The sequence below is a fragment of the Klebsiella sp. CN_Kp106 genome (assembly GCF_040064575.1).
Classification (GTDB): domain Bacteria; phylum Pseudomonadota; class Gammaproteobacteria; order Enterobacterales; family Enterobacteriaceae; genus Klebsiella; species Klebsiella michiganensis.
Window position 1 is genome coordinate 21271 of the sequence record NZ_JBEAIG010000044.1, and the last position, 26712, is coordinate 47982.

Annotated in this window: 28 protein-coding genes and 1 other RNA gene; 19 read left to right on the forward strand and 10 right to left on the reverse strand. The window is 55.1% G+C overall.

The window, feature by feature from the left end; translation table 11 throughout:
* Nucleotides 1-5 precede the first annotated feature (5 nt).
* The gene (rlmG, locus tag ABLU96_RS11630) at nucleotides 6-1136 is read right to left on the reverse strand and encodes a 23S rRNA (guanine(1835)-N(2))-methyltransferase RlmG (RefSeq protein ID WP_014839608.1); all 1131 of its coding nucleotides are present in this window, start codon (nucleotides 1134-1136) and stop codon (nucleotides 6-8) included.
* 104 nt (nucleotides 1137-1240) lie between these two features.
* Entirely contained in the window at nucleotides 1241-2584 is a 1344-nt protein-coding gene (locus ABLU96_RS11635; RefSeq protein WP_046878299.1) for a glycoside-pentoside-hexuronide (GPH):cation symporter, read from the reverse strand.
* A 107-nt stretch (nucleotides 2585-2691) separates the two neighbouring features.
* Between ABLU96_RS11635 and ABLU96_RS11640 the strand changes: the two genes are divergently transcribed.
* The 6 genes from ABLU96_RS11640 to sstT all read left to right on the forward strand — a co-directional run bounded on the left by ABLU96_RS11640 (nucleotide 2692) and on the right by sstT (nucleotide 9692).
* Nucleotides 2692-3558: a helix-turn-helix transcriptional regulator gene (locus ABLU96_RS11640; protein WP_048260480.1), complete on the forward strand. Its 867-nt coding sequence runs from the start codon at nucleotides 2692-2694 to the stop codon at nucleotides 3556-3558.
* A gap of 128 nt (nucleotides 3559-3686) precedes the next feature.
* Complete coding sequence (locus ABLU96_RS11645; protein WP_064404300.1) at nucleotides 3687-5330, forward strand: glycoside hydrolase family 43 protein; 1644 nt, start codon at nucleotides 3687-3689, stop codon at nucleotides 5328-5330.
* 78 nt (nucleotides 5331-5408) lie between these two features.
* The gene (locus ABLU96_RS11650) at nucleotides 5409-5912 is read left to right on the forward strand and encodes a M48 family metallopeptidase (RefSeq protein ID WP_014839612.1); all 504 of its coding nucleotides are present in this window, start codon (nucleotides 5409-5411) and stop codon (nucleotides 5910-5912) included.
* Between the two features lie 69 nt (nucleotides 5913-5981).
* Complete coding sequence (locus ABLU96_RS11655) at nucleotides 5982-6971, forward strand: Gfo/Idh/MocA family oxidoreductase (RefSeq protein WP_064404302.1); 990 nt, start codon at nucleotides 5982-5984, stop codon at nucleotides 6969-6971.
* Nucleotides 6972-7221: 250 nt separating this feature from the next.
* Nucleotides 7222-8190 carry a TerC family protein gene (locus ABLU96_RS11660; RefSeq protein WP_048260487.1) on the forward strand — a complete coding sequence of 323 codons (969 nt, stop codon included), beginning with the start codon at nucleotides 7222-7224 and terminating at the stop codon, nucleotides 8188-8190.
* A 254-nt stretch (nucleotides 8191-8444) separates the two neighbouring features.
* On the forward strand, nucleotides 8445-9692 hold the full coding sequence (sstT, locus tag ABLU96_RS11665; RefSeq protein WP_004105963.1) for a serine/threonine transporter SstT: 1248 nt from the start codon (nucleotides 8445-8447) through the stop codon (nucleotides 9690-9692).
* 18 nt (nucleotides 9693-9710) lie between these two features.
* On the opposite strand, the gene ABLU96_RS11670 is transcribed toward sstT, so the two are convergent.
* From ABLU96_RS11670 to uxaC, 3 genes are all read right to left on the reverse strand, one after another.
* Entirely contained in the window at nucleotides 9711-10265 is a 555-nt protein-coding gene (locus ABLU96_RS11670) for a YgjV family protein (RefSeq protein ID WP_014226934.1), read from the reverse strand.
* A gap of 244 nt (nucleotides 10266-10509) precedes the next feature.
* The gene (locus tag ABLU96_RS11675) at nucleotides 10510-11997 is read right to left on the reverse strand and encodes an altronate dehydratase family protein (RefSeq protein ID WP_014226935.1); all 1488 of its coding nucleotides are present in this window, start codon (nucleotides 11995-11997) and stop codon (nucleotides 10510-10512) included.
* An 18-nt stretch (nucleotides 11998-12015) separates the two neighbouring features.
* Nucleotides 12016-13428 (reverse strand): glucuronate isomerase, encoded by a 1413-nt coding sequence (gene uxaC, locus ABLU96_RS11680; protein ID WP_348862529.1) that lies wholly within the window; start codon nucleotides 13426-13428, stop codon nucleotides 12016-12018.
* A gap of 481 nt (nucleotides 13429-13909) precedes the next feature.
* Here uxaC and ABLU96_RS11685 point away from each other — a divergent pair, with 481 nt between their 5' ends.
* The 11 genes from ABLU96_RS11685 to ABLU96_RS11735 all read left to right on the forward strand — a co-directional run bounded on the left by ABLU96_RS11685 (nucleotide 13910) and on the right by ABLU96_RS11735 (nucleotide 21354).
* Nucleotides 13910-15211 (forward strand): MFS transporter, encoded by a 1302-nt coding sequence (locus ABLU96_RS11685; RefSeq protein ID WP_004854445.1) that lies wholly within the window; start codon nucleotides 13910-13912, stop codon nucleotides 15209-15211.
* 127 nt (nucleotides 15212-15338) lie between these two features.
* On the forward strand, nucleotides 15339-16115 hold the full coding sequence (gene exuR, locus ABLU96_RS11690) for a transcriptional regulator ExuR (protein ID WP_004854448.1): 777 nt from the start codon (nucleotides 15339-15341) through the stop codon (nucleotides 16113-16115).
* A 336-nt stretch (nucleotides 16116-16451) separates the two neighbouring features.
* Nucleotides 16452-17114 (forward strand): DedA family general envelope maintenance protein YqjA, encoded by a 663-nt coding sequence (gene yqjA / locus ABLU96_RS11695; RefSeq protein ID WP_004125499.1) that lies wholly within the window; start codon nucleotides 16452-16454, stop codon nucleotides 17112-17114.
* Nucleotides 17115-17122: 8 nt separating this feature from the next.
* Nucleotides 17123-17500, forward strand: coding sequence for an EnvZ/OmpR regulon moderator MzrA (gene mzrA, locus ABLU96_RS11700; RefSeq protein ID WP_161506366.1), 378 nt, complete (start codon nucleotides 17123-17125; stop codon nucleotides 17498-17500).
* A gap of 149 nt (nucleotides 17501-17649) precedes the next feature.
* Nucleotides 17650-18018 (forward strand): DUF1090 domain-containing protein, encoded by a 369-nt coding sequence (locus ABLU96_RS11705; protein ID WP_014226939.1) that lies wholly within the window; start codon nucleotides 17650-17652, stop codon nucleotides 18016-18018.
* Nucleotides 18019-18063: 45 nt separating this feature from the next.
* Complete coding sequence (locus ABLU96_RS11710) at nucleotides 18064-18369, forward strand: YqjD family protein (RefSeq protein WP_004854453.1); 306 nt, start codon at nucleotides 18064-18066, stop codon at nucleotides 18367-18369.
* A gap of 2 nt (nucleotides 18370-18371) precedes the next feature.
* Nucleotides 18372-18770, forward strand: coding sequence for a phage holin family protein (locus ABLU96_RS11715; protein ID WP_004854455.1), 399 nt, complete (start codon nucleotides 18372-18374; stop codon nucleotides 18768-18770).
* A complete protein-coding gene (locus tag ABLU96_RS11720; RefSeq protein ID WP_004854457.1) occupies nucleotides 18767-19066 on the forward strand; it encodes a YqjK family protein in 300 nt (99 codons plus the stop codon). The genes ABLU96_RS11715 and ABLU96_RS11720 overlap by 4 nt, the downstream gene beginning before the upstream one ends.
* A 344-nt stretch (nucleotides 19067-19410) precedes the next feature.
* Nucleotides 19411-19803 carry a DoxX family protein gene (locus ABLU96_RS11725; protein WP_004125512.1) on the forward strand — a complete coding sequence of 131 codons (393 nt, stop codon included), beginning with the start codon at nucleotides 19411-19413 and terminating at the stop codon, nucleotides 19801-19803.
* Nucleotides 19804-19872: 69 nt separating this feature from the next.
* Nucleotides 19873-20859 carry a glutathione S-transferase family protein gene (locus ABLU96_RS11730; RefSeq protein WP_064404304.1) on the forward strand — a complete coding sequence of 329 codons (987 nt, stop codon included), beginning with the start codon at nucleotides 19873-19875 and terminating at the stop codon, nucleotides 20857-20859.
* A 126-nt stretch (nucleotides 20860-20985) separates the two neighbouring features.
* Entirely contained in the window at nucleotides 20986-21354 is a 369-nt protein-coding gene (locus ABLU96_RS11735; RefSeq protein ID WP_004105984.1) for a DUF805 domain-containing protein, read from the forward strand.
* A gap of 36 nt (nucleotides 21355-21390) precedes the next feature.
* Here ABLU96_RS11735 and ABLU96_RS11740 read toward each other — a convergent pair whose 3' ends face one another.
* Nucleotides 21391-22287: a LysR family transcriptional regulator gene (locus tag ABLU96_RS11740; RefSeq protein ID WP_014226944.1), complete on the reverse strand. Its 897-nt coding sequence runs from the start codon at nucleotides 22285-22287 to the stop codon at nucleotides 21391-21393.
* Nucleotides 22288-22391: 104 nt separating this feature from the next.
* On the opposite strand from ABLU96_RS11740, the gene ABLU96_RS11745 reads away from it, so the two are divergent.
* Both ABLU96_RS11745 and ABLU96_RS11750 read left to right on the forward strand, forming a co-directional pair.
* Complete coding sequence (locus ABLU96_RS11745; RefSeq protein ID WP_064404305.1) at nucleotides 22392-23093, forward strand: pirin family protein; 702 nt, start codon at nucleotides 22392-22394, stop codon at nucleotides 23091-23093.
* A 24-nt stretch (nucleotides 23094-23117) separates the two neighbouring features.
* A complete protein-coding gene (locus ABLU96_RS11750; RefSeq protein WP_162934508.1) occupies nucleotides 23118-23279 on the forward strand; it encodes a hypothetical protein in 162 nt (53 codons plus the stop codon).
* A gap of 33 nt (nucleotides 23280-23312) precedes the next feature.
* Here ABLU96_RS11750 and ABLU96_RS11755 read toward each other — a convergent pair whose 3' ends face one another.
* From ABLU96_RS11755 to garR, 4 genes are all read right to left on the reverse strand, one after another.
* On the reverse strand, nucleotides 23313-23723 hold the full coding sequence (locus ABLU96_RS11755; protein WP_014226947.1) for a Spy/CpxP family protein refolding chaperone: 411 nt from the start codon (nucleotides 23721-23723) through the stop codon (nucleotides 23313-23315).
* Nucleotides 23724-24193: 470 nt separating this feature from the next.
* An RNA gene (rnpB, locus tag ABLU96_RS11760) (RNase P RNA component class A) lies at nucleotides 24194-24572 on the reverse strand.
* A 32-nt stretch (nucleotides 24573-24604) separates the two neighbouring features.
* On the reverse strand, nucleotides 24605-25750 hold the full coding sequence (garK, locus tag ABLU96_RS11765) for a glycerate 2-kinase (RefSeq protein ID WP_025108329.1): 1146 nt from the start codon (nucleotides 25748-25750) through the stop codon (nucleotides 24605-24607).
* 65 nt (nucleotides 25751-25815) lie between these two features.
* Nucleotides 25816-26706 carry a 2-hydroxy-3-oxopropionate reductase gene (gene garR, locus ABLU96_RS11770; protein WP_004105999.1) on the reverse strand — a complete coding sequence of 297 codons (891 nt, stop codon included), beginning with the start codon at nucleotides 26704-26706 and terminating at the stop codon, nucleotides 25816-25818.
* Nucleotides 26707-26712: the final 6 nt, after the last annotated feature.

Here is a 26712-nt window from a genome sequence, read left to right on the forward strand (position 1 = left end):
AACGCTCAGCGCTGTTTGCGCACCTTTGTCGCTTTCAACACCACAAATTTATTATTGGTGGCGATCGTCGTGCAGTTACCGAACGCGCGTTTCAGCTTGCGGAAATAATCGAGATGGCGGTTGCCGACGACATACAGCTCGCCGCCGTACTTCAGACTGCGGCGGGCGTCGTTAAACATCTGCCAGGCAATATGATCGGTGATCGCATGCTGCTGATGAAACGGCGGGTTGCAGAGGATGGCGGCGAAGCGGTCCGGCTCAATATCGGACAGCGCGTTATTCACCACAAACTCGCAGCGCTCGAGGTCATCCGGCATATTGGTTTCGACGTTCAGCCGGCTGGAAGCGACCGCCATATAGGACTCATCGGTAAACATCACCCGGGCGTCCGGGTTTAAAGCCAGCGCTTTCAGGCCAATCACGCCGTTGCCGCAGCCAAGATCGGCGATCTCGCCTTCAATATTTGCCGGCAGATGCTCCAGGAAGAAGCGTGCGCCAATATCCAGGCCGCTGCGGGCGAACACGTTGGCGTGGTTGTGAATCGTCCACGGCGTACCGTCCAGCGGCCAGCTGTAGGTTTGCGGCGCATCGGCCACCTCAGGCGCGGTAAAGGTACAGAAAATCAGCCGCGCCTTTTTCCATGCCAGCGATGTGGTGGTGGTGCCGAGGATCTTCTCAAACAGCGCCAGGGTGGAATTGTGGACATCCCGCGCTTTCGCGGCGGCGATGATGCGGGTTTCCGGCGTGACAACCTCGCGCAGCGCACGCAGCTGCTGCTCCAGCAGCGCCAGCTGCTTCGGAACCTTAATGAGCACCAGCGCCGGCGCGGCAGGCAGTTCGCTCAGGGGATCCTGAAAACGTACGCTCTCTTCATCAATGCCGTTCATCCGCAGGTTGTAGCGGGTCGCCAGCTCAGATACGTAGGAATCGTTGATGCTGACCGGGTTGCGTTCCGCCAGCGCGCAGCCCAGCGCGCCAAAGCTGTCATTGAAAATGAGCGTCAGGCCGTCGACGTCATTCACCTGTTGCAGCAGATATTCATCCGCCGCTTCCCACGCCTGAAGCGCTTCCTCTTCAGCATTCGGCGGGAACCGCTCTAATGTGAATAACTCACCGTTTAACTCTACCTGGCTCATCGCCTTTGTGCCTCCGGAACACTAAAACCCGCGAGTTTATACGCAAACTTCGCCCAGTAGAATAGAGATGCGCCGATTATCTCCATCTGCCGGGCGACAGTCCGTTACGCCGGGAGGTCGTCCTGCGCCAGGCGCGACAGGCGTTTATCGTCCAGGCTGTACTTGCTCATGATAACAATCAGCAGCGCCACCAGCACCCCGGGGAAGACGGTGAACAGCAGCTTGATCATCTGCAGCGCGGAGTCGGTTTGCTGCGCTGCGCCGCCAACGTAGTCGCCCCATGCCAGCATATAGCCCACCAGCGCGCCGCCGATGGCGATCCCCAGCTTGATGGCAAACAGGTTCGTTGAAAAAACGATCCCGCTGAGCTTTTTACCGCTGCGTTTCTCTTCCGCATCGATAATATCGGACAGCATGCTCCACTGCAGCGGCGTGGCGGCCAGCTGAATAATATTGATGATAATCACCAGCGCAAAGATAGCGGCCACGTTCCCCGCCGGGACGAAGTACATGCCTATCAGCAGCGCCGCCTCAATGGCCATCGAGATTTTAAACCCTTTCACTTTATCAATATTTTTAAAGATAAACGGGGAGAGCATCGCCCCCAGCACGCCGGAAGCCAGGGTGGTGGTCAGCAGCAGACTGCCCAGATCCGCCCGCCCCATAATGTTGTTGACGTAATAGAGCGTGGTCCCGCCTTTAAACAGCACCGCAATCAGGTTAACGACGTTGAGCGCGAAGAGAATGCGCCAGTCCTTGTTGGCGAGCAGGGTTTTCAGATCGTCAAGAATGCTGCTTTGATTGTTGACCGCGATATCCGTGGTGTAGCGCTCTTTCGTCAGGCCGAAGCAGATAAAGAACAGAATGATGCTCAGGCACCCCATCACAATCATGGTGTAAAAATAGCCGTTTTGCACATTACCCTGACCCAGCCAGGCCACCAGCGGCAGCGCGGTCAGCGAGACAATCAGACCGCCGAGCGTACTGAGCGCAAAGCGCCAGGACTGAAGCGAAACGCGCTCGCGGGAATCGTTAGAGATATTATTGATCATCGCGCAATACGGAACGTTAATCGCCGTATAGACCAGCGATAATAAGGTATAAGAAACATAGGCGTAAATCAGCTTACCGGTATAGCCGAAATCCGGCGTATAAAACGTTAAGCAGCAAAGTACGCCAAAAGGAATTGCGAACCATAAAATATAAGGGCGGAATTGCCCATATTTAGTCCGGGTACGATCCGCCACCGCCCCCATTAATACATCGGTGACCGCGTCTAACACCCTGACTGCGAGAAACATGGTCCCCATATGCGCCGGACTTAAACCAAATACGTCGGTATAAAACCAGGCCATAAACAGCATCACCGTCTGCCAGACTAAATTACAGCCGGTATCCCCTAACCCATAGCTAAATTTTTCTTTAATACTGATACGGGCAGTGTTCATCGCGCCTCTGCCAGAAAGATCGTTAATATTTGTCCTCTGTACGTTATTGCTTAGGGCTTACCGATTATGTATAAATCATCCTGTTAAATATAAGAAGAGTGTACCCGATGAGTGACGAATCTCCCGTTTTCGAAAAGATCCCCGTGGGCGCCGGCGAGCTATTTACCTTACGGGTAGATAACATAAATGATTTCAATGGCATAAACGTAGTCCCCCATTTTCATATGATGGACGAACTGATGTGGTTCAGAGAGTCGGCAGGCAGCTATTCGATTGGTGATGAGAAATTTACGATAAAAAACAATACCCTGGTTTTCGTGCCTGCCTTATTGATCCATGAAATGACGCTGCCGGCCGCTGCCAGCCACAAGCGTTATCTTATGCAATTCGAAAAAGAGTGGCTTGAGGGATATGACCTGTCGCTACCCGCCGCGCACTGCGGCGCAGTCGCTTACCTTTCCGGCGAGGAAGCCGAGCGTCTGGAGCTGCTCCTGAGCTGGTGCGGCGAGTTCAGCGACTTTGCCGATTCGCTGTTCCGTTCCCTGATGCAGAGCGTGCTGCTGCATGCCTTTAACAGCCTGAAAGATTCCGTCCCCATTACCGAACGGACCAACCACCACTACCTCAGCGAGCTGATTGAACTTCTGCAATCCATTGATGAAAATGAAAATTTTGAGATGACAACCGAAGAAGCCGCCCGCCGCTGCCGGTGGTCGAAATCCTGGTTTTCCCGCACCTTTAAATCCGCCTTCGGCATCAGCTTCAAAAAATTTATGCTGCTGCGCAAACTGAATATCGCTATCAATCTACTGACCAACACCGACCTGAAGATTAGCGATATCTCGCAAAGCGCCGGCTTCACCGACAGCGCCTACTTCTGCCTCAAGTTTAAAGAGATGATGAACGACACCCCGCTGGCCTTCCGTCACAAAGTCAGAAGCACCGATGCCGTAGGGCGTCAGGCGGAGAAATAACGCGTTTTTGTGAGCCGCATCACCGGAGAAGTAGACGTTTATTATATAAATAGCCAGAGTCTATATATCCCCGTCGCCATCGCCTATTTACAATCATCGCTATATTTTGCGCATTAAGGGTAAATACGATGATTCAGAATCCTGTGTTTAAAGGTTTTAATCCTGACCCCAGTATCTGTCGGCGCGGCGATGATTATTATGTGGCGGTCTCTTCCTTTGAATGGTTTCCCGGTCTGCCGGTTTACCATTCGAGGGATTTAAAACATTGGCAATTACTTACCCACGTTCTTACCGATGATAATAATCCGGATTTAAAAAAGCTGCCCTCCGCCAAAGGCATTTGGGCACCGAGCCTGACCTGGTGTGAAGAGGAAAAGCTGTTCTACGTTATTTATGGCGTGATGAATTCCATGAATTCACGTTATTTCGATGTAGATAACTATCTAATTACCGCCAGTGAAATCACCGGCCCGTGGAGTGAGCCGGTTTATCTCCACTCTGCCGGGTTCGATGCCTCCATTTTGCACGACACCGACGGAAAAAAATGGATCGTTTCCCTGGAGTGGGAAACCCGCGAAGGTTACGAAAAACCGGGCGCCATTTGCCTGGTGGAGTATTCGCCGCAAACGCGAAGCGTTGTCGGCTATCCGCAGCGGATCTGGCGCGGCGGTACCGATCGCGGCTGTATTGAAGCACCGCATTTGACGCGCCGCGGCGACTATTACTACCTGATGGTCGCCGAAGGCGGCACCGGCTACGGCCATGCGGTCACCATGGCGCGCGCAACGCAGGTCGCCGGCCCCTATGAAGGCGATCCGCAAAACCCCATCGTCACCTCCTGGCCGGAGAACTTTAACGCGCGCCACGACGCAGACCATCTCAAACCACACTACTTCAATCCGCAAACCTATCTGCAAAAAGCCGGGCACGGCAGCTACGTCGAGACCCCGACGGGCGAAGTCTGGTTAACCCATCTTTGCAGCAGACCCTTCCGCCAGGCGCTGCGCTGCCCGCTGGGCCGCGAGACGGCGATACAAAAGATGGTATGGAGCGACGATGGCTGGCTGCGCATGGCGGACGGGGGGAACCTCGCTCAGCACCAGGTGGAAGAGTCTAATCTGCCTTCTCAGCCGTTTCCGGCTAAACCAGACAGGGATGATTTTGATGGGCAGACGCTGGATAACGCCTTCTATGCGCCGCGGATCCGCTTTCAGCGCTTTACCAGCCTTGAACGTAAAGCGGGCTACCTTGCCTTACGCGGCCAGGAGTCGCTGAGCTCGCTCAATAAAGTCAGTCTGCTGGCGAAAAAGCTCACCTCGGTATACGCCACCATCGTCACGAAGATGGATTTCAGCCCGGAGATTTATCAGCACAGCGCCGGCCTGACGCTCTACTACGACAACATGAACTATCTGTTTTTGCATAAAACCTGGGATGAAGCCTCCGGCGCAGCGCAGCTGGCCATCATTTATATGGATAACGGCGAGCGTCACGACGACCCGCAGAAAATCCGCCTTGCGGAGGGAGAAGTCTATCTGGCGATGGCGATTAACGGCCGGGAGATACGGTGCTCGTGGTCCGCGGATGGCGAAAAATACCAAAACATCGGCGCGGTCTACGACACCTCGCATTTTTCCGATGAATACAGCCGCTACGGCGAGTTTACCGGCGCGTTTGTCGGCATGGCCTGCGTGGATAGCATGCTGCATCGTAAAGAGGCGCTGTTTGACTTCTTTAGCTACCGGGCGGTAGAAGACGCGATAATCGAGTAACGCCGCCTTTCTGGCATCCTGCCCGCGCGGGGTGCTAGAATCCCCGGCAGTTGTCGCTGAATGACCCAAACAGGCTGCATGAGCACTTTAACCTATCTCCAGGGCTACCCTGAATCCCTGCTGGCGCAGGTCACCGCGTTAATCGAACAGAACCGTCTCGGCGAGGTGCTGAAAAAGCGCTATCCGCAGGGTCACGATATCAACAACGATAAAGCGCTGTACCAGTACACCCAGGATCTGAAGTCGCGCTATCTGCGCGGCGCGGCGCCGATCAATAAGGTGATGTACGACAACAAGATCCACGTGCTCAACAACGCGCTCGGCCTGCATACCGCCATCTCCCGCGTTCAGGGCGGCAAGCTGAAGGCGAAAGCCGAAATTCGCGTCGCCACCGTCTTTCGCGATGCGCCGGAGGATTTTCTGCGGATGATCGTGGTGCACGAGCTGGCGCACCTGAAGGAAAAAGAGCACAACAAAGCGTTCTATCAGCTGTGCTGCCATATGGAGCCGCAGTACCATCAGCTGGAGTTTGATACCCGCCTGTGGCTGACCCAGCTTTCGTTAGAGCGTTCTGCGCCATAGCGCACTGGTTTTGTCATGATGGCGTGCTACAGTGACGAAAGGTCCCTTTTACGGAGTTCGTCAACGTTTATGATACGTTTCGCAGTTGTTGGCACAAACTGGATAACCAAGCAGTTTGTCGATGCCGCCCATGAAACCGGCAAATATAAACTCACCGCCATCTACTCCCGCAGCCTTGAGCAAGCCCAGGCCTTCGCCAGCGACTATCCCGTCGAACATCTGTTCACTTCGCTGGAAGATTTAGCGCAAAGCCCTGACGTTGACGCGGTCTATATCGCCAGCCCAAACTCGCTGCACTTCCCGCAAACCCGCCTGTTTCTGCGCCATAAAAAGCACGTGATTTGCGAAAAACCGCTGGCCTCTAACCTGCAGGAAGTTGAAGCCGCGATCAAAACGGCGCGGGAAAATAACGTGGTGCTCTTCGAAGCGTTCAAAACCGCCAGCCTGCCAAACTTCCAGCTGCTTAAACAGTCGTTCGACAAGATCGGCAAGCTGCGCAAAGCCTTTATTAACTACTGCCAGTACTCTTCCCGTTATCAGCGCTATCTCGACGGTGAAAATCCCAATACCTTCAATCCGGCCTTCTCTAACGGCTCGATTATGGACATCGGCTTTTACTGTCTGGCCTCCGCGGTGGCGCTGTGGGGCGAGCCTCGCGCGGTGCACGCAACCGCCAGCCTGCTGGAAAGCGGCGTCGATGGCCAGGGCACGGTCGTTCTCAGCTACGGAGATTTCGATGTCACCCTGCACCACTCGAAGGTCAGCGATTCCGCCATCCCCAGCGAAATTCAGGGCGAAGCCGGCGCGCTGGTGATCGAAAAAATCTCCGAATGCCAGAAAGTGTGCTTCGTGCCGCGCGGCGGCAAGTCTCAGGATCTCACCCAGCCGCAGCATATCAATACGATGCTGTATGAAGCGGAGGAGTTCGCTCGTCTGGTCGAAGCCAACGAGGTGGCTCATCCGGGTCTGGAAGTGAGCCGCATCACGGCGAAGCTGCTGAGCGAAATTCGTCGCCAGACCGGCGTGGTCTTCCCGGCGGATAGTCAACCGGTGGCGTAAAGCTGTGTAAATGGTCCGTCGGCCTCCATTGACGCCATTTATAACCTGTAATACTTTGTTACGCGCAAAGGGGAGTAACTTCCTTGCCGGCCGATCGTCATTACGATGCGTGAAAAACCGCATCCGGTCGCCGGGCAACAGATTCTTGTTGTAAGTGAGACCTTGCCGGAAGGCGAGGTCTATGCATAAAAGCGCAGCGGCTGCCGTCTTCCGACGTCAGCCGTTTTGTTTTTATGTAAGGAAAATAGTAATGAATACTGTCGGCACACCGTTGTTATGGGGCGGATTCGCAGTGGTCGTGGTCATCATGCTGGCTATCGATCTGCTGCTGCAGGGACGGCGTGGTGCGCATAGCATGACCATGAAGCAGGCCGCTGGCTGGTCCATTCTCTGGGTTACCCTCTCGCTGCTGTTTAACGCCGCTTTCTGGTGGTATCTGGTGCAGACCGAAGGTCGCGCCGTGGCCGACCCGCAAGCGCTGGCGTTCCTCACCGGCTACCTGATCGAGAAAGCGCTGGCCGTGGATAACGTCTTCGTCTGGCTGATGCTGTTCAGCTACTTTGCCGTTCCGCCTGCGCTACAGCGCAGAGTGCTGGTTTACGGCGTACTGGGCGCGATCGTGCTGCGTACGATCATGATCTTCGCCGGCAGCTGGCTGATTTCTCAGTTTGAATGGCTGCTCTACGTCTTCGGCGCATTCCTGCTGTTTACCGGCGTGAAGATGGCGCTGGCGAAAGAGGACGATTCCGGGATCGGCGATAAACCGCTGGTACGCTGGATCCGCAATCATCTGCGCATGACGGATAAAATCGAAGGTGAACGCTTCTTTACCCGCAAAAACGGCGTTATCTACGCCACGCCGCTGCTGCTGGTGCTGATTCTGGTCGAGCTAAGCGACGTTATCTTTGCCGTCGACAGCATTCCGGCCATCTTCGCCGTGACCACCGATCCGTTTATCGTGCTGACCTCAAACCTGTTCGCGATTCTCGGCCTGCGCGCGATGTATTTCCTGCTGGCGGGCGTCGCGGAGCGTTTCTCCATGCTGAAGTACGGCCTGTCGGTGATTCTGGTGTTTATCGGCATCAAGATGCTGATTGTCGATTTTTACCATATTCCCATCGGCATTTCGCTGGGCGTGGTCGGCGGTATTCTGGCGTTGACGCTGCTTATCAACGCCTGGGTCAATAAGCAGAACGATCGGAAAAAACAGCTGCAGTAAGACGTAAACGGCCGGGTGAAGACCCGTTTCACCCGGTCGGCAACGTTTGCCGCGCATTATTCTTACTCATGTCACAAAATAGTTAATACATAGTTAAAAAATAAGATCTCAGCGCGATAAACAGCATTTTACCCTTCCCCAGAAGCGTTCTTTCCGTATACTCAACCAGGCAAACATCTATTTACATCCGGACATAAACGTTACAAATAATACGTAGCCGGGACGGACAGCGACATCACTGGAAGGAATGAATTATGGCAACCCCATCACCCCGATCGACCCTGCTACGGCGACTGGCTCAGGGCAGTCTGGTCAAACAAATTTTAATTGGTCTGGTACTCGGCGTGCTGCTGGCGACGGTCTCAAAACCGGCCGCCGTGGCGGTTGGACTGCTGGGTACGCTGTTCGTCGGCGCGCTGAAAGCGGTGGCGCCGGTGCTGGTACTGATGCTGGTCATGGCCTCTATCGCCAACCATCAGCAGGGGCAGAAAACCAGCATCCGCCCGATTCTGTTCCTCTATCTGCTGGGGACTTTTGCCGCCGCGTTAACCGCGGTGCTGTTCAGCTTCCTCTTTCCGTCAACGCTGCACCTGAACGCGGCGGCAGAGAGCATCACCCCACCGTCGGGTATCGTCGAAGTCCTGCGCGGGCTGCTGATGAGCATGGTTTCTAACCCCATTGACGCGCTGCTGAACGCCAACTATATCGGGATTCTGGTATGGGCCGTCGGTTTAGGATTCGCGCTGCGCCACGGCAATGAAACCACCAAAAATCTGATTAACGACATGTCCCACGCGGTTACCTTTATCGTTAAAGTGGTGATTCGCTTTGCGCCGCTGGGTATCTTCGGCCTGGTCGCTTCCACGCTGGCGACGACCGGTTTTGAAACCCTGTGGGGCTATGCCCAGCTGCTGCTGGTGCTGGTTGGCTGTATGCTGCTGGTGGCGCTGGTGATTAACCCGCTGCTGGTGTTCTGGAAAATCCGCCGCAACCCGTATCCGCTAGTGATGACCTGCCTGCGCGAAAGCGGCGTATACGCCTTCTTTACCCGCAGCTCCGCCGCCAACATTCCGGTGAATATGGCGCTGTGCGAAAAGCTGAATCTGGATCGCGATACCTATTCGGTCTCTATTCCGCTGGGCGCGACCATAAACATGGCCGGCGCGGCGATTACCATCACGGTTCTGACCCTGGCGGCCGTACACACGCTTAATGTTCCGGTCGATCTGCCGACCGCGCTGCTGCTGAGCGTGGTCGCCTCGCTGTGCGCCTGCGGCGCCTCCGGCGTGGCGGGCGGGTCGCTGCTGCTGATCCCGCTGGCCTGTAATATGTTTGGTATCCCGAACGATATCGCCATGCAGGTGGTCGCCGTGGGCTTCATCATCGGCGTTCTGCAGGACTCCTGCGAAACCGCGCTGAACTCCTCGACCGATGCGCTGTTCACCGCCGCCGCCTGTATCGCTGAAGACGAACAGCTGGCGAAAAACGCCCTGCGCAGTTAATCTCACCTCTCCCCTCCGCTAACGCGCGGAGGGGTTCTCTTTCTGCCCCGCCTTTTCCGCTTTAAACGGATCGATACCGCGCTTTTGCATCCGCCGGAATCGGATGATATTCAGACCGTTCATCAACAGGAAGCTGCCTTCAATCAGGGTGCCGCCGATCGAGCCCAGCCAAAAGTTGTGGATCACCCAGCAGGCGGTCGAACACCACATGACGCAGCGGACGGTTAGACCCGAGCAGCGAAAGAGCGCCCAGGTACTGGCCAGGGTGCCAATAATCGGCAGCAGCTCCATGGCGTGCTGCAGCTTCGCCAGCCCCAGCACCAGGGTGAGCACGATAAACAGGGCCATCACCCACAGCCTGCGGGTGCGCATGGAGATCAGGGTGCGGACGGTATTCAGCTCGGCGCTCATTCCCGCCGGCCAGGCGCCCATCAAAAAGAAATGCACGCCAATGGTGGCGCTATAGACGGCCAGCTGTAGCTTAAAGCGACGCTCATCGCGGTTGAAAAAGGTCGTAATACCGATCAGAAAGGCGATAACGCCGACGCCCTGGGCAAGCCAGTATGCGGTCATGAAAAGTCCTTATATACCCGTCATACTTCAAGTTGCATGTGCGTTAGCTGCATTCGTTCACCCCGGTCACTTACTTCAGTAAGCTCCCGGGGATTCGCTCACTTGCCGCCTTCCTGCAACTCGAATTATTTAGGGTATAAGACAAAACGGCGCATCATACTCTGAAACGCCGCTTTTGAAACGACTCCCTTTATTACTCAACAAGGTTTCACGCCGCAGCTGTGGCGTGAAAGATGACGAGTAATTAAAGGGTGACGCCGCTTTTGAATATCGCCAGCTCGCGGAAATCATTACGCTCATTGCAGGTCTGCTTACCGTTCGCAAAGGCCACAATGGTATCGACAAACTCCTCCAGCAGCTGCGGCATCGCTTTACCGTGAATCAGCTGACCGGCATCGAAGTCGATCCAGTGTTTTTTCTTCGCCGCCAGTTCACTGTTGGTGGCAATTTTCACCGTTGGCACAAAACCGCCGTACGGCGTGCCGCGACCGGTGCTGAAGAGCACCATATGGCAGCCCGCGCCGGCCAGGGCGCTGGTCGCAACCGCATCGTTGCCCGGGGCGCTCAGCAGGTTCAGGCCGTGCACTTTTAGCCGCTCGCCATAGCGCAGGACGTCGACCACCTGGCTGGAGCCCGCTTTCTGCGTGCAGCCCAGCGACTTATCCTCCAGCGTCGTGATACCGCCCGCTTTGTTGCCCGGCGATGGATTCTCATAAATCGGCTGGTCATGAGCGATAAAGTACTGTTTGAAATCATTAACCATCGTCACCAGCTTGCCAAACGTCTCTTCATCGCGACAGTGGCTCATCAGCAGCTGCTCGGCGCCGAACATTTCCGGCACTTCGGTCAGCACGGTGGTGCCGCCGTTGGCAATCAGATAATCCGAGAAGCGGCCCAGCATCGGGTTTGCGGTGATGCCGGACAAACCGTCAGAGCCGCCGCACTCAAGACCAAACTTCAGTTCGCTCAGCTTACCCGGCTCGCGCTTGTCGTGGCGCATCACTTCATATAGCTGGCGCAGATGCTCCAGCCCGGCTTCCACTTCGTCATCCTGGTGCTGGCAGATCATAAAGTGGACGCGGTCAGGGTCGAACTCGCCCAGCGTTTCGCGGAAGGCATCAACCTGATTGTTTTCGCAGCCCAGGCCGACCACCAGTACCGCCCCGGCGTTCGGGTGGCGCACCATATTTTGCAGCATGGTACGGGTGTTGATGTGATCGTCACCGAGCTGTGAGCAGCCGTAGGTATGGCTGAAGAGATGAACGCCGTCGATACCTTCCGCGTCGTTGGTTTCCTTCAGAAAACGGTTCTGCATCTGGCGCGCCATGGCGTTAACGCAGCCGACGGTCGGCAGGATCCACAGCTCGTTGCGCACCCCGACTTCACCATTGGCGCGACGATAAATCTGGATGTCGCGATCCGCCGGCTGCGCGGCGGGTTCGATCAGATCCGGTTGATAGCTGTACGCGTCGAGATCGCTTAAGTTAGTACGCGTATTATGGGAGTGGATATGTTCCCCCGGCGCAATATCCGCCAGCGCATGCCCTATCGGCAGACCATACTTAATGACGTTGTCTCCCTTCGCAATGCCGCGCAGCGTAAACTTATGCCCGCGCGCAATATCCTGCGCCAACGTGACCGTATCGCCGTCAATGGTGACTACCGTGCCTGCCGCCATATCCGCCAACGCTACCGCGACGTTATCGTGCGAATGGATTTTAATGTATTGCATATCAACCGACCTCTGGTCTTAGTTCAGTTCAATGGCGAAGTAGTCACGCGCATTGTTAAAGCAAATGTTTTTCACCATCTCGCCCAGCAGCTGAATATCCGCCGGCGCTTCTCCCGCTTCAACCCAGCGGCCAATCATCTGGCACAGGATGCGGCGGAAGTATTCATGACGGGTGTAGGAGAGGAAGCTGCGGCTATCGGTCAGCATCCCGACAAAGCGGCTCAGCAGGCCAAGCTGCGCCAGCTGGGTCATCTGACGTTCCATACCGTCTTTCTGATCGTTGAACCACCAGCCGGAACCGAACTGCATCTTGCCCGGCATGCCTTCGCCCTGGAAATTGCCGATCATGGTACCCAGCACTTCGTTGTCGCGCGGGTTCAGGCAGTAGAGGATCGTTTTCGGCAGCAGGTTTTCTTCGTTCTGTTTGCTGAGCAGTTTGGACAGCTCTTCCGCCATCGGGCGGTCGTTAATGGAATCAAACCCTACATCCGGCCCTAACAGTTTGAACTGGCGCAGGTTGTTGTTGCGCAGCGCGCCGATGTGATACTGCTGCACCCAGCCGCGGCGGGCGTATTCCGCGCCGAGGAAGACCAGTACCGCCGTTTTGAACTGCGCGACTTCATGCTCGCTGAGGGCTTCACCCGCCAGACGACGCGCCAGGATGCTATCCAGTTCGCTTTCGTTGGCTTCGGCGAACAGCGCCACGTCGAGCGCGTGGTCAGACACTTTACAACCGTGAGCGGCGAAGTGATCCAGACGTTTGGTCAGCGCGGACTGGAGGTCGGCAAAGCGGCGAATATCGGTGTCAGACACTTCACCCAGCTTCACCATGTAGTCGTTGAAGGTGGCCTGTTCGATGTTGAAGGCTTTGTCCGGGCGCCAGCTCGGCAGTACTTTCACGGAGAATGAACTGTCTTTAGCGACGGCGGCGTGATGTTCCAGCGAATCGACCGGATCGTCGGTGGTGCCGACCATTTTCACGTTCATCTGCTGCATGATGCCGCGAGCGGAAAAGCTGTCCTGCGCCAGCAGATCGTTGCACTGATTCCAGATTTCATCCGCCGTCGCCGGCGAGAGAACCTTACCTGTAATACCAAAAGGACGGCGCAGCTCAAGATGCGTCCAGTGGTATAACGGGTTACCGATGGTATGCGGTACGGTGGCCGCCCAGGCGTCAAATTTCTCGCGATCGGAAGCATCGCCGGTGCACAAACGCTCGGCTACGCCGTTAGTACGCATCGCGCGCCATTTATAGTGATCGCCTTTCAGCCAGATGTCATACAGATTTTTGAAACGATAATTCTCCGCGATCTGCTGCGGCGGCAGGTGGCAGTGATAGTCAAAAATCGGCTGGTCTTTCGCGTAATCGTGGTACAGGCGGCGGGAAAACTCGGTATCAAGCAGAAAATCTTCGGTCATAAACGGTGTCATTTTCGTGTCCTCTTCGCCCCCTGGGGAGCCCATCAGATGATTGACTATAATGCTGACAAAGTTATCACACCAATTTCCACAGGCCGAAGTATTTTTCGTGAGTTAGATCAATAAACGATGACAAAAAAAGTACCATCAAAGGAGTAAACGCCCCGCCAGAGCGCGCCAACTCTGGCCTTTTTCGCATGAACGAATGCCCACACAAACTTTCCCACTTTTGTGACGTCACTCAACTTTTGAAGTTGTATGACAAGTTATCTTGCTGCCGTCGAAACATATAAACCGACGGAATGCATTACCGACGAACTATCACGTCGGATTTACCGGTATGGACACCGAATTAGACACAACAGTTAATGGCAAGGTTCGGGCCATACGAGGTTTCCTCTCCTGAACCCTCCGTTTCACCTTCTTCGCCTCAGTTACAGGGCTGGAAGATAGCCGCACCCGCTGCGGATATATAACAAACGATGAGGTTTACATGCGTAAAATTAAAGGGTTACGTTGGTACATGATCGCACTGGTGACGTTAGGTACCGTGCTGGGGTACCTGACGCGTAACACTGTGGCGGCAGCTGCGCCGACTCTGATGGAAGAGTTACACATCTCCACCCAACAGTATTCCTATATCATCGCGGCCTATTCCGCTGCCTATACCGTTATGCAACCCGTTGCCGGCTACGTGCTGGATGTTTTAGGCACTAAAATCGGCTATGCCTTCTTTGCTATCGCATGGGCAGTGTTCTGCGGCTCTACGGCGCTGGCGGGAAGCTGGGGCGGTCTGGCGCTGGCGCGCGGCGCGGTGGGTGCCGCCGAAGCGGCAATGATCCCTGCGGGCCTGAAAGCCAGCTCCGAATGGTTCCCGGCAAAAGAGCGTTCTATCGCCGTTGGCTACTTCAACGTCGGCTCCTCGATCGGCGCCATGATTGCCCCACCGCTGGTGGTTTGGGCCATCGTGATGCACAGCTGGCAGATGGCGTTTATTATCTCCGGCGTTCTGAGCTTTGCCTGGGCGATGGCGTGGCTGATTTTCTACAAACACCCGCGCGATCAGAAAAAATTAACTGAAGAAGAACGCGACTACATTATCGGCGGCCAGGAATCTCAGCATCAGACCAACAACGGCAAGAAAATGTCGCCGTGGCAGATTCTGCGCAACCGTCAGTTCTGGGGTATCGCCCTGCCGCGTTTCCTTGCCGAGCCGGCGTGGGGGACCTTCAACGCCTGGATCCCGCTGTTCATGTTTAAAGTCTACGGCTTTAACCTGAAAGAGATCGCGATGTTTGCATGGATGCCGATGCTGTTTGCCGATCTTGGCTGTATCGTTGGGGGCTATCTGCCGCCGCTGTTCCAGCGCTGGTTTGGCGTAAACCTCATCGTTTCGCGCAAAATGGTCGTCACCCTGGGCGCGGTGCTGATGATTGGCCCTGGGATGATCGGTCTGTTCACCAGCCCATTTGTCGCTATCGCCCTGCTGTGCGTCGGCGGCTTTGCTCACCAGGCGCTGTCCGGTGCGTTAATTACCCTCTCTTCCGACGTGTTTGGGCGTAACGAAGTAGCGACGGCGAACGGCATGACCGGTATGGCCGCCTGGCTGGCGAGCACGATGTTTGCCCTGGTGGTTGGCGCACTGGCGGACACTATCGGCTTTAGCCCGCTGTTCGCCGTGCTGGCGGTTTTCGATGTGCTGGGCGCCGTGGTTATCTGGACCGTGCTGAAAAATAAATCGGCGGATGACGACACGACACCGCTGGAAACGAGTAAACCCGCCACGCAAAGCTAGAGGCACGCGAGTTATCCCCTCCGAAAGCCGCCTTGATTAAGGCGGCTTTTTCGTCTCTTCTTATGGTGAGAAGCGCGTAAAAGTGGTATAACAAATCCAATATTGTCGCCATCTCCCGGGAGCGAATATGGAAATCACTGAATCGCGTCGTCTGTATCAGCAGCTTGCTGCTGAGCTTAAAACGCGCATTGAACAAGGTGTCTACCTTGTGGGCGATAAGCTACCCGCAGAGCGGTTTATCGCTGATGAAAAAAGCGTAAGTCGTACCGTGGTTCGCGAAGCCATCATTATGCTGGAAGTTGAAGGCTACGTTGAGGTCCGCAAAGGCTCCGGCATCCACGTCATCTCTAATCATCCAAAACATCAGCAAATTGCCGACGAATCGCTGGAATTTGCCAATTATGGTCCTTTTGAGCTGTTGCAGGCCCGTCAGCTGATAGAAAGCAATATTGCCGAATTCGCGGCGACTCAGGTGACCAAGCAGGACATCATGAAGCTGATGGAAATCCAGGAAAAAGCGCGTAAAGAGAAGTGCTTCCGCGATTCCGAATGGGATCTTCAGTTCCATGTCCAGGTCGCGCTGGCGACGCAAAATACGGCGTTAGCCGCTATCGTAGAAAAAATGTGGACCCAGCGCGTGCATAACCCGTACTGGAAAAAACTGCACGACCATATCGACTCACGTACCGTCGATAACTGGTGCGACGATCATGACCAAATTCTTAAAGCGCTGATTCGCAAAGATCCACATGCGGCTAAGCTGGCGATGTGGCAGCATCTGGAAAATACCAAGCTGATGTTGTTCAACGAAACCAGCGACGACTTTGAATTCAATGCCGATCGCTACCTGTTTGCCGATAATCCCGTGGTTCATCTCGATACGGCCGCCAACGGCGTAAAATAGACGTTCTCCTTCTGCAGGGCAGCGATTCCTCCGCTGCCCGTAAAGCCTCAGGGTAAGCAAAGCATATATAGTGTCAGCCTGTGTAAATACACTCGCCACCCTCCTTCGCAATCAGCAAAATCAGAATGCAACAAACTGCAATTTCTATGACGTAAAGTCAGCGGGTTTGTTACAATTAGATGCATTTTGTCGTTCTGAGAGTTAGCTTTGGCTTACTTCACTTTTAAACAGGGAACCGTTCAGAGCGCAGTAGCGACCATAATCTAATAAAAAGCTATGTCGCCGTGCATATACCGCGTTCAGACGTGCCGTTAACCGATGTACCAGGAATCGTGAATGGAACTATTAACCCAATTATTGAACGCCTTGTGGGCTCAGGATTACGAAACTCTCGCTAATCCCTCCATGATTGGCATGCTGTACTTTGTCTTATTTATGATTTTGTTCCTTGAGAACGGTTTGCTACCCGCCGCCTTTTTGCCCGGCGATAGCCTGCTTGTGCTGGTCGGCGTCCTGATAGCCAAAGGCGCGATGGGCTTTCCGGAAACGCTGCTGCTGCTCACCGCGGCGGCAAGTCTCGGCTGCTGGCTGAGCTATATTCAGGGCCGATGGCTTGGCAATACGCGAATCGTACAAAACTGGCTATCGCACCTCCCTTCGCACTATCATCAGCGCGCGCATCACCTGTTCCATAAGCACGGGCTTTCCGCACTGCTGATTGGCCGCTTTATCGCTTTCGTTCGTACGCTGCTGCCGACCATCGCCGGGCTATCAGGCCTGAGCAGCGCACGCTTCCAGTTTTTTAACTGGATGAGCGGGCTGCTGTGGGTTCTGATCCTGACCTCGCTGGGATACCTGCTGGGGAAAACGCCGGTATTCCTGAAGTATGAAGATCAGCTGATGTCCTGCCTGATGCTGCTGCCCGTCGCGCTGCTGGTGTTTGGCCTGATAGGTTCGCTGATTGTCCTGTGGAAGAAAAAATACAGAAGCCGGGGCTAACAATGGAGATGACACGCTCCTCTCTGCGTCAGATAAGCTGGGTGCTGGGCGGTTCGCTACTCCTGTGCGGCCTGTTCTGGCTCTGGCTCACCGTGCAACAGCAGGAATCCACGCTGGCTATTCGTCCCGTTAGTCAGGGTATCAGCATGCCGGACGGTTTTTCCGTCTGGCACCATCTCGACGCTAACGGTATCCGTTTTAAAAGCATTACGCCGCAGAATGACGGTTTGCTTATCAAGTTTGACTCCAGCGCTCAGGGCGCCGCGGCAAAAGAAGTTTTGGGCCGCGCTCTACCGCATGGTTATATTATCGCTTTAGTGGAAGACGATGATTCGCCTACCGCCTGGATTTCGCGCCTGCGCGATACGCCGCACAGATTCGGGTAATCCACGAAAATTCCGAATATATTCACCCTGTTTGGTGATTTCCCGGTTTACTTACTATCATTAAGTTTGCGGGCGTCACCAGACTCACGTTACTCAACTGGATAGGGGATATCCTGAGATATTCCCCCACACAATGGAAGGTCGTATCCATGAAACACCGCATCGCTTTGATCCTGGTTCTGTCATCACTGAGCGCCAGCGCCTTTGCCATCTCCCCTTGCCAGGAAAAAGAGCAGGATATCCAGCGGGAGATCAGCTACGCAGAAAAGCATCATAACCAGCACCGTATTGACGGTCTGAAAAAGGCGCTGAGCGAAGTAAAAGCGCACTGCAGCGACAGCCAGCTCAAAGCCGATCACCAGAAAAAAATCGCCAAACAGCAGGAAGAAATTACCGAACGTCGGAACGACCTGCGCGAAGCCGAACAGAAAGGCGATGCTGACAAAATCAGCAAGCGTCAACGTAAACTTGATGAAGCGCAGCAGGAACTGAAAGAGCTGCAGTCTCGCGAGTACTAATCGATTAAGCAAGACCAATATGGACCACTTTAACAGGAGATAAACATGGCTAAAGATAACGTTGCAGAAGACCTGCGTGCGGAACTGAAGACGCTGGCTGATACCCTGGAAGAAGTGCTGAACTCCTCCACGGATAAGTCGAAAGAAGAGATTGGTAAGCTGCGCAGTAAAGCCGAAAGCGCGCTGAAGGAAAGCCGTGTTCGCCTGGGTGAAACCAGCGATGCTCTCCTGAAGCAAACGCGAGAAACCGCTGCGCGTGCAGATGAATACGTCCGTGAAAACCCCTGGACCGGCGTGGGAATTGGTGCTGCCGTCGGGCTGGTACTGGGTGTCCTGCTGACGCGTCGTTAATTATGGCGAACTCTAAAAGCACGCAAGGGCCTGGGCAAAGCGTTTTCGGCATCGGACAGCGAATAGTCACTTTGCTGGTCGAGATGGTGGAAACGCGCCTGCGCCTGGTCGTCGTGGAGCTGGAAGAGGAGAAAGCCAATCTCTTCCAGCTGTTCCTGATGCTCGGGCTGACGCTGCTGTTTGCCGCGTTCGGGCTGATGAGCATGCTGGTGCTCATCATCTGGGCCGTCGATGCGCAGTATCGGCTCAACGTGATGATCGCCACCACCGCTATCCTGCTGCTGGCAGCGCTCATTGGTGGTATCTGGACCTTACGCAAAGCCCGACGTTCAACGTTCCTGCGCTTCACGCGTCAGGAGCTGGCTAACGACCGCGCATTGCTGGAGGACGATAAGCCATGAGCCGCGAACAGCAGGAACGCGAACGACAAAAAGCGCTTTTGCTGCGCCTGATCCAACAGCAGCGGCTGGACCTTAGCGCCAGCCACCGCCACTGGATTGAAGCGACCGCGCCCATTGATCGCGGCTGGAACACCTTCCTCAATCTGCGTTCATGGGCAATGGTCGGCAGCGGCATCGTGGCAATATGGTCCGTTCGCCATCCGCGCTTTTTGATGCGCTGGGCAAAGCGCAGCCTCGGTATCTGGAGCACCTGGCGGATGGCACGCAATCTGCTGCGTCAGTCCACCTCGCGCTAAGGCTAATGACCGGGTCCGGCGCCAGCCGCCGCCCGGCATCCCTCTCGCCCCGCTGTCCCCGTCAGGTTTGCCTCTCTTCTTGCTCACCAGCAGACCGCTTTCGCCTTTCAGCGTCTGCCGTCATTTTGCGCAGCACCGCCTGTACGACCCGCTACAGCCCCACTTACATTCATGTCCTTTATCAAAAATTACTCAGAAACTTTGAAGAAGATCTACAGTTTTCCTTGCTAACAATCACATCTCATCCTCGCTAATATCCTCTCCATCGACAGCAAGCCCGCGTAACTACGCAGGATTGCACCAAAAAACAAAATCGCCGCCCTTTGGGTTTTCTGGAGTAAGAAATGAAAAAATTAGAAGATGTTGGTGTACTGGTAGCGCGCATTCTGATGCCCATTCTGTTTATCACCGCAGGTTGGGGAAAAATCACCGGTTATGCGGGTACTCAACAATATATGGAAGCCATGGGCGTCCCTGGGTTTATGCTGCCGCTGGTTATCCTGCTTGAATTCGGCGGCGGTCTGGCGATTCTGTTCGGTTTCCTGACCCGCACCACCGCGCTGTTCACCGCAGGCTTCACCGTGCTGACCGCGTTTCTGTTCCACAGCAACTTTGCTGAGGGCGTGAACTCGCTGATGTTCATGAAAAACCTGAGCATCGCAGGCGGCTTCCTGCTGCTGGCTATCACCGGTCCAGGCGCCTTTAGTATTGACCGCGTCCTGAATAAAAAGTGGTAAGCGCACTATACTAGTAAATAAAAAAGCGAGGGGACTTCTCCTCGCTTTTGCTATCTGAAGGAGGAAATAATGGGACAATTAGTTGACGGCGTCTGGCACGATACCTGGTATGACACCAAATCCACCGGAGGGCGATTTAAGCGTTCTGTGTCCGCCTTTCGCAACTGGCTAACCGCCGACGGCGCGCCGGGCCCAAGCGGCGAAGCCGGGTTCGCTGCGGAAAAAGACCGTTACCATCTGTACGTTTCTCTGGCCTGCCCATGGGCGCATCGCACCCTGATCCTGCGCAGCCTGAAAGGACTGGAGCCGTTTATCTCCGTCTCCGTGGTCAACCCCCTGATGTTCGAGAACGGCTGGACTTTCGACGATAGCTTCCCGGCAGCGACGGGCGATACCCTCTACCAGCACGAATTTCTTTATCAGCTTTATCTGCATGCCGATCCCCGCTACAGCGGGCGCGTCACGGTGCCCGTATTGTGGGACAAAAAGCAGCAAACCATCGTCAGCAATGAGTCGGCGGAAATCATCCGCATGTTGAATACCGCATTTGACGGACTGGGTGCCCGCGCTGGAGATTACTACCCGCCTGAGCTGCGCGCGCAAATTGATGAGCTGAACGGCTGGATCTATGACAACGTCAACAACGGGGTCTATAAAGCCGGATTCGCCACCAGCCAGCAGGCCTATGACGAAGCAGTCGATGGGGTATTTACGTCTCTGGAGCGTCTGGAACAAATCCTTGGTCAACACCGCTTCCTGACCGGTAACCAGCTGACGGAGGCCGATATTCGTCTGTGGACCACCCTGGTTCGTTTCGACCCGGTGTATGTGACCCACTTTAAATGCGACAAACGCCGCATCAGCGATTATCTCAATCTTTATGGCTTCCTGCGCGATATCTACCAGATGCCGGGCATCGCGGAAACGGTGGATTTTGCCCATATTCGCAACCATTACTACCGTAGCCATAAGACGATCAACCCAACCGGGATTATCTCCGTCGGCCCGCAGCAGGATCTTAACGAACCGCACGGCCGCGATCTTCGCTTCCGCTAATCCGTTGGGCGCCCTTTACTGCGCCCAACAATTCACAAAACAAATATTTACCAGCATTTCATTCACGTCTATTCTTATTTCGATCGCTTTAAAAACAAGTGATTGACGGTTAATCGAGGCGTAAAAATGGACTGGTATCTTAAAGTATTAAAAAACTACATTGGATTTGGCGGCCGCGCCCGGCGCAAAGAGTACTGGATGTTTATTCTGGTCAACATCATCCTGACCGGCGTACTCAGCATTATTGATAAAATGCTCGGATGGCAGCGCGCCGGAGGGGAAGGCATTCTGACGACCATCTATGGCGTGCTGATATTCTTACCGTGGTGGGCGGTGCAGTTTCGTCGATTGCACGACACCGACCGCTCGGCATGGTGGCTGTTATTACTGCTGATCCCCGTGATCGGCTGGCTGGTGATCCTGGTCTTCAATTGCCAGAACGGCACTCCCGGCAATAACCGCTTCGGGCCGGACCCGAAACCGACCTCTTACTGACCATGCGCCCCTCGTCAAAAAGGGGCGCATTTTGTTTTATCTTGCCATAAATAGCTTCGGGATTTCCCGCAGACACCATGATTTTGCCTCACCCATGCTGTCCCGGCGCCAGGCCATAATAATGTCGATCTCGTTGCTGTACTCCGGGCTGACCACCCGCAGGCGCCCTTCGGCAATATCCCGCTCAACCAGCGGATAGGGCATCGTGGCGACGCCCAACCCTGCCAGCAGCGCCTGGCGTTTATCTTCGATCGAGCTCACGGTTAATCGCGGCTGTTTATCAAGCAGCTGCACCGTCAGCACCGGACGTTCGCGGGCGGTGTCCGCCACCGCCACGCCGCGATACTTCACGCGCGTGACTTCAGAAAGCGGCTCAGGCTCGAGGTGAATGGGATGGTCAGGGGCGGCAACGTAGACGCTCATAACCGAATAGAGCTTACGGGAGTTAATTTCCGAGGAGGAACGAAAATGCATATCCGGCGCAACGACAATATCCGCCCGCCCCTGCTCAAGGCGCTCCCATGCCCCGGCCAGCACTTCGGTAATAATCGACAGCTGGGTGTTCGATTTGGTCGCGAGCTTTTCAATTAGCGGAAACAGGTCGGTGGTGGGTACCAGCGCCTCGGTGACGATGGTCAGGTGCGTTTCCCAGCCGCGCGATAGCGCTTCAGCATCGGTTGTCAGCTTATCCGCCGCTTCCAGCAGAACGCGCCCGCGCTCGAGCAGCATTCGGCCAACGTTGGTGAATTTTGTTCGATGACCTGAACGGTCAAACAGAACGACATCCAGCTCTTCTTCCAGCTTTTGCATGGTATAGCTGAGCGCTGAAGGCACTCGACCAAGCTCATCAGCCGCCGCCGCAAAGCTTCCGCGCCGGTCAATCGCATCCATAACGCGTAACGCTTCCAGCGTTAATGCTCTCTCTTTAGCCATCGTTCTCTCATTCAGGAAATTTGAACATACCGGGCAGAATATCTGGCTAACAATACAGCGTCCATACCTTTACCATTGATTTAGTGTAAAGAGAGGTCAAGAAGATGATTACAACCCGAACAGCCAAACAGTGCGGTCAAGCCGACTTCGGCTGGCTGCAGGCCCGCTACACCTTTTCCTTTGGCCACTACTTCGACCCGAAATTGCTAGGTTACGCGTCGCTGCGCGTGCTCAACCAGGAAGTCCTGGCGCCCGGCGCGTCGTTCCAGCCGCGTACCTATCCGAAAGTCGACATTCTGAACCTGATACTGGAAGGTGAAGCGGAATACCGCGACAGCGATGGCAACCATATCCAGGCTAAAGCTGGCGAAGCGCTGCTGATATCCACCCAGCCCGGCGTGAGCTACAGCGAGCACAACCTGAGCAAAGAGAGCTCGCTGACGCGAATCCAGCTGTGGCTGGACGCCTGCCCGCAGCATGAAAACCCGCTGGTGCAAAAAATCGCTATCGCCGAGGGAGCGCAGCAGCTGCTGGCTTCGCCGGACGGCAGCCAGAACAGTCTCCAGCTGCGCCAGCAGGTATGGATCCACCATATCAATCTGGCGAAAGGCGAGCAGCTTAACGTGCAGCTCTACGGCCCGCGCGCCTACCTGCAGTCGATTCACGGCACGGTACATGCGCGAGTGCAGGAAGAAGAGAAACAGGCTTTGACCTGCGGTGATGGCGCGTTTATTCGTGACGAAGCTAACATTACCCTCGTTGCCGATACGCCGCTGCGCGCTTTGCTGATAGATTTACCTGTGTAACAACGGCAGTAAGGGAGTGTGTCAGTGGGCAAGAAGAAAACAAAAAAAGCGGTGCTGGCAGCATCGCAGCCGCAGCCAGAAACCATAACAACGGTTAGCTTTGGTTATGAAGAGATGTTGAGCGAACTGGAGGCGATCGTCGCAGAAGCGGAGATACGGCTCCAGGAAGAAGAAAGCGTCGCCTGACGTCAATATCGGCCCCGGCCGGGGCCGATAGATTTACTCACTCAGCGCCTGAGCTAAATCTTTTTGGACCTGCTTACGCTGTTCTGGCGTCAGGACCTGATTCACATCAAAATAGTACTTCACGCGATAATAGCGGACCTGCTGTTCGACTTTACTAAACGCCGCCAGCTGATCTTTGACCGCTTTTTCATTCCATTTTCCGGAATCAATCACATCAAATAATACGCCGTCTTTAATATCTTTCTGGGAGATCTGCTGAACGTTTTTTTCCAGCTGCTGGTGCAGGCTTTTAATTTTCGTTACCTGATCCTGGGTCAGTTTTAAGTGTTGGACAATCGGATCCTGCGCCGGGGCTGGCGCAGCGTTAACATCCGCAGCCTGTGCCGCCATTGAGAAGCCCGTAGCGAGGACGGTTGTCACTGCAATGCGAGTCATTAATTTCATTTTTTGTTTTATCCTGATTAATTATCACCGATGTGGCTGGCTATTATTTTTCATAAGCCGATGACGAAATGTAAAAAATAGTTCGCATAAATGTAGTTAAATCAGGAGATACATAATAAACATGAATGTCATAATTGAATTCATTTATTTTAAATATATTGATTAAGCGAGAAGGACGCATAACCGTATGAGTCATAATGCGGTTGATGGCAGACCTGTTTCCCCCATTGTGCCGCTTGCTTTTGGGGGCAGCGTCGTGGACAGTCATTCATCTGTCCTGTATTTCAACCTGCCGTATGAAGCAAAAACCCCCGCCATCGCTGGCAGGGGTTTTGTAGAAAGTTGAAGCTGACCGTTAAGCCGCTTTCTTTTGGGGAATAGCGTCGTGGACAGTCATTCATCTGTCCTGTGTTTCAACCTGCCGTATGAAGCAAAAACCCCCGCCATTTCTGACGAGGGTTTTCTTTGAATGAGGAAGCTGACCGTTAAGCCGGGTTCTGTCGTGGACAGTCATTCATCTAGGCCAGCAATCGCTCACTGGCTCAAGCAGCCTACCCGGGTTCAGTACGGGCCGTACCTTATGAACCCCTATTTGGCCTTGCTCCGGGTGGAGTTTACCGTGCCGCGAACTGTTACCAGACGCGCGGTGCGCTCTTACCGCACCCTTTCACCCTTACCTGATCCCACTTACGTGGGCCATCGGCGGTTTGCTCTCTGTTGCACTGGTCGTGGGCTTGCGCCCCCCAGGCGTTACCTGGCACCCTGCCCTATGGAGCCCGGACTTTCCTCCCCTCCGCCCGTCTCCCCCGAAGAGGACGACGACGAAGCGGCGACTGTCTGGTCAGCTTCGGCGCGAAGTATAGAGGGTTTACCGACGGTTGTCATCCTTCTGTCGCCATCCCAACCTGCAATGTCGCCGCAATATTACGCGACGCATGATAAATATTGTCCGCCGCGCCGCGAAACGCCTCTTCGAGCGTCGTTACGCTGGTCAGCACGCTAAACACCGCATCAATCCCATACTGGTGAACCACGCCGACGTCCCGGGTCAGACTACCGGCAATGCCAATTACCGGCTTATGATACTTTTTCGCCACGTTCGCCACGCCAACCGGCACTTTACCGTTAATACTCTGGCTATCCAGCCGGCCTTCACCGGTCACCACCAGCGAACAATCGAGGATATGCTCTTCCAGATTCAGCGCCTGGGTCACGATTTCAATCCCGCTGCGTAATTCAGCGTTCAGGAACGCCATCAGCGCTGCGCCCATGCCGCCCGCCGCGCCCGCGCCGGCAACCTGCTTCACATCGACATGCAGATCGGCCTTAATAACGTCCGCATAGTGCGCCAGGTTGCTGTCAAGCTCGCGGATCATCGCTTCGGTAGCCCCTTTCTGCGGACCAAATATCCTTGATGCGCCAGTATCGCCAGTCAGCGGATTGGTGACATCGCAGGCGACCCGAATAGCGCAATCATGCAGTCGCGCGTCAAGACCGGAGAGATCTATCGAATTGAGGCTACACAGACTACCGCCGCCGTTGCCAATCTCCGCGCCATTGGCATCGCAGAGACGCGCGCCCAGCGCCTGAACCATTCCCGCGCCGCCGTCATTGGTGGCGCTGCCGCCAATGCCAATGATGATATTTTTCGCCCCATGATCCAGCGCCTGCAAAATCAGCTCGCCGGTACCGCGCGACGTCGTCAATAGCGGGTTACGCTGAGCGGGCGGAACCAGCCCCAGCCCGCTGGCCGCAGCCATTTCGATAAACGCGGTTTTGCCGTCTCCGGAAAGCCCCCAGCAGGCATTAACCGGAACACCCAGCGGCCCCGTCACGCAGGCGCTCATTTCGGTTCCCTGCGTCGCGGCAATCATCGCCTCAACGGTACCTTCTCCGCCATCGGCGAGAGGAACCTTCACGTAGAGCGCATCGGGGAAAATTTCCCGAAAACCTTTTTCTATAGCCTGAGCAACCTCGGTGGCCGAGAGGCTTTCTTTATAAGAGTCTGGGGCGATTACGATTTTCATAGTTATGTAGCCTGACAGTGCCGCGCGAGGCAAGAATTACAGGGCGCGCATCCGCGCCCTTCTTGTTAGCGAGTGACTTCCACTTTCGCCAGTTTTTCGTAGTAGCATGCAAGCGCGCTGTGGTCGGCGGTACCCAGACCGTCGGCGCGCAGCGCCTGCATCATCTCCATCACCGCGGCGGTCAGCGGCAGCTGGGCGCCCACGCCGTGAGAAGTGTCCAGCGCATTCGCCAGATCTTTGATATGCAGATCGATACGGAAACCCGGCTTGAAGTTGCGGTCCATCACCATTGGCGCTTTGGCATCCAGTACGGTGCTTCCGGCCAGCCCGCCGCGGATGGCCTGATATACCAGATCCGGGTTCACGCCCGCTTTGGTCGCCAACGTCAGCGCTTCGGACATCGCCGCAATGTTCAGCGCCACGATCACCTGGTTGGCCAGCTTGGTCACGTTGCCCGCACCGATCTCGCCGGTATGCACCACCGAACCCGCCATCGCTTTCAGCAGATCGTAATATTTGTCGAAAATCGCTTTATCACCGCCCACCATCACCGACAGCGTACCGTCGATGGCCTTCGGTTCGCCGCCGCTGACCGGCGCATCCAGCATATCGACGCCTTTCGCTTTCAGCGCTTCGCTGATTTCGCGGCTCGCCAGCGGCGCGATGGAGCTCATATCGATCAGCACGGTGCCCGGCTTCGCGCCTTCAATAATGCCGCCTTCACCCAACGCCACCTCTTTCACGTGCGGGGAGTTCGGCAGCATGGTGATGATCACATCGCACTGCTCGGCAATCGCTTTCGCTGACGCGGCGGTTTCTGCGCCTGCGGCAATCACTTCGGCAATCGCTTCCGGGTTACGGTCAGCAACCACCAACGAGTAACCTGCCTTGAGGAGGTTTTTACTCATTGGTTTACCCATGATACCGAGGCCAATAAAACCAACTTTCATTGTCATGTCTTT